Source organism: Saccharopolyspora sp., assembly GCF_017434145.1.
GTDB classification, from domain to species: domain Bacteria; phylum Actinomycetota; class Actinomycetes; order Mycobacteriales; family Pseudonocardiaceae; genus Saccharopolyspora_C; species Saccharopolyspora_C galaxeae.
In genome coordinates this window covers 1-2442 of the sequence record NZ_JAFRFW010000958.1, presented here as the reverse complement: position 1 = coordinate 2442, position 2442 = coordinate 1, and the positions used below count along the sequence as shown (strand labels likewise).

Here is a 2442-nt window from a genome sequence, read left to right as displayed (position 1 = left end):
CACGGCCGGCTCCCGGCAGCCGATGACCGGCAACGCGCCCGCGGGCGGCACCGCACCACAGCCCGCGAGCGGCTCCGGGCATGCAGGCGGCCACCCGGTCGGGCCGATGATGGGCGGGATGCCGATGTCGCAGGACCAGCACCGCGACAACAAGGTGCCGGTCAATGTCGAGCGGGCGGTCTGGGGCGAGGAAGAAGGCGTCGCGGGCAGCCTCGGCAGGCCGCAGCAGGAACAGCCGACCGAGGACCCCGAGGCCCCCGAAGAGCCCGCCGAAACCGGCCCGAGCCGTGCACGGGCCGACGAGTTCCTGGAAAAGCTCCGGGAGAGCAGGAGGATTCGATGACGGACCCCAAACCGGACCCGAAACCGGACGTGCCGACGGACATCGATTCCGCGATGTCCATGCTGGAGCGGGAGCGCGAGCGCGTCGCCGACGTCACCAAGCAGCAGCAGGAGCAGTCCACGACCGTGCAGGCCAAGGACCACTCGCTGGAAGCGACCTTCGACGGCAGCGGCGAGCTCACCGGCCTGAAGTTCAACGGGAACAAGTACCGCAGCATGGCGCCCGCGCAGCTGGCCAGCGTGATCGTCGAGACGATCCAGGCCGGGCGGACGCAGAGCATGACCAAGCTGACCGAGCAGATGTCCGGCGGCATGCTGCCGGGGGTCGACCTGGCGGGGATCGCCTCCGGCAAGGTCGACCCGAGCACGGTGCTCGACCAGCTGATGAAGCCGATCGTCGGAATGGCCGAGGAACTGCCGGGCGTCCCGCGCGAGAAGAAGGACCGCAGGGATGGCTGACGAGAACTTCCGCATCGACCCCGACGCGCTCGAAGACATCAACAAGAAGCTGCGCGCGGTGGGCGAGGACCTCACGGCGAGCTTCAACGAGATGAAGACGACGCTCGAAGACCATTGGGGCTGCTGGGGCAACGACGATATCGGTGAGGCGTTCATCAAGAACTTCGAAGAGCCGAACAAGAAGCTGCAAGAGGGCGCTGAAGCCATGAGCGGCGCCCCGAACTCCTTCGCCGACCAGATCGACAAGCAGATCGAGGCCGTTCGCAAACAGGACGCCGCGAACCGCGCCGCCATCGAGCAGAACGAATACGGAAACTGAACGCAGGAACATCGCCCGCTGACCAACGGGGGCAATGACCGGTCGCGCCCACGAGGAAGGAGGTCGCTGTGAGTGGTTATGACGAAACCAACGACTTGCCGGACGGCTTGCAGGACTTCCTCAAGGGCACGATCGGCATGGAGCTGCCGGAGGGCAACGAGTCCGGCCTTCGGAGCATCAGCCAGGCGCTGATCCAGTACGCCGATACGTGCCGGGACGCGGCGGACCGGTTGGATTCGTTGTCGGGGGATATCGACGACGTCTTGGACGGCGAGTTCGCCCAGGAAGTGGTCGACAAGCTGGGCACCACGTCGCCGGAGGCCCTGCGCGGGCAGGAGCAGTCGGCGCGCGATCTGGGCAGCCAGGCCAAGGATGCCGCGGCGGACATCGAGAAGACGCGGATCATGTTCATCGCCATGACGATCATGGTCGCGGCGGAGGTCGCGTATCTGCTGTCGACCCTGATCCTGGCGCCGCTGGCGGGTGCCGTCATCGCTACTGCCCGCGGCGTGATGCACCTCGGTTTGCAGCAGCTGATCAAGCAGATCGCGTCGCGCACGGCATCGGTGGTGAGCAAGATCCCCACCGCGCTGCGGGGTGCGAGCACGCAGGGCGTGGCCAAGGAAATCGGCAAGCGCGCGTGGACGACGGCGAAGTACGCCGCGGGCGGTGCGGCTTTCGGTACGGCGTTCATGGCCGGGATGGACGGTGGTATTCAGCTCGATCAGAAGAACAAGGGAACCCGGGACAAGATCAACAAGGAGTCCATCAAGGGTTCCGCGATCGGCGGTGCGATCGGTGGTGGTGCCGCCGGTGCGGCTGCCGGTGCGGCGCGGTCGGTGGCGGTGCGGGCCGAGGCGAAGCTGAGCCAGGGGCCGCGCGAGTTCAACAAGAAGATCGACAGCTTCAACTCCCAGCACGGCACGAATTTCGCGAAGGTGCCGGAGCGGCCGAACGCGAAGAGCGTCCGCGAGTTCAACAAGAAGATCGACGACTTCAACTCTCAGCACGGCACGAATTTCGCGAAGAAGCAGGAAGGGGCGGACTGGCCCCCCGGGATGCGCAAGCTGGGCGGGATGGCGGATGCCTCGCTGCAGATGCTGTCGGTGCCCGCGAGCAACCCGCTGGTGTACCTGGCCACCGACGATCATCACGGTGGTGCTGCGGACGGCATGTTCGGTGCCTTCGCGCGAGGTGGCGCGGGCGGCCGAACGGGCGGGGCCTCGGGGGAGGCGTCGTCGCGTGCGGACGCGAGTGCGCAGGCCGCGCTGGATGCGACGAATGCGGTGACGCAGGACGGGAAGTTGAAGATCCCGGAGGTG

At 67.0% G+C, this 2442-nt stretch carries 4 protein-coding genes; all 4 read left to right on the top strand.

Annotation, left to right across the window (positions count from 1 at the left end; translation table 11 throughout):
• Window positions 1-343: hypothetical protein (locus IJH84_RS25860; protein ID WP_295149995.1), on the top strand; the 343-nt coding region annotated here is incomplete at its 5' end.
• Window positions 340-801 carry a YbaB/EbfC family nucleoid-associated protein gene (locus tag IJH84_RS25855; protein WP_295149993.1) on the top strand — a complete coding sequence of 154 codons (462 nt, stop codon included), beginning with the start codon at window positions 340-342 and terminating at the stop codon, window positions 799-801. The genes IJH84_RS25860 and IJH84_RS25855, both read left to right, overlap by 4 nt.
• Window positions 794-1120, top strand: coding sequence for a hypothetical protein (locus IJH84_RS25850; protein WP_295149991.1), 327 nt, complete (start codon window positions 794-796; stop codon window positions 1118-1120). Before IJH84_RS25855 ends, IJH84_RS25850 begins: the two co-directional genes overlap by 8 nt.
• Before the next feature lie 68 nt (window positions 1121-1188).
• Window positions 1189-2442 (top strand): hypothetical protein (locus IJH84_RS25845; protein WP_295149989.1); only part of this gene is annotated, 1254 nt, incomplete at its 3' end.

What these genes read in the sequence shown, in the direction of transcription:
- IJH84_RS25850 (WP_295149991.1), top strand. Translation starts at nt 794, where the DNA reads ATGGCTGACGAGAACTTCCGCATCGACCCCGACGCGCTCGAAGACATC.
- IJH84_RS25855 (WP_295149993.1), top strand. Translation starts at nt 340, where the DNA reads ATGACGGACCCCAAACCGGACCCGAAACCGGACGTGCCGACGGACATC.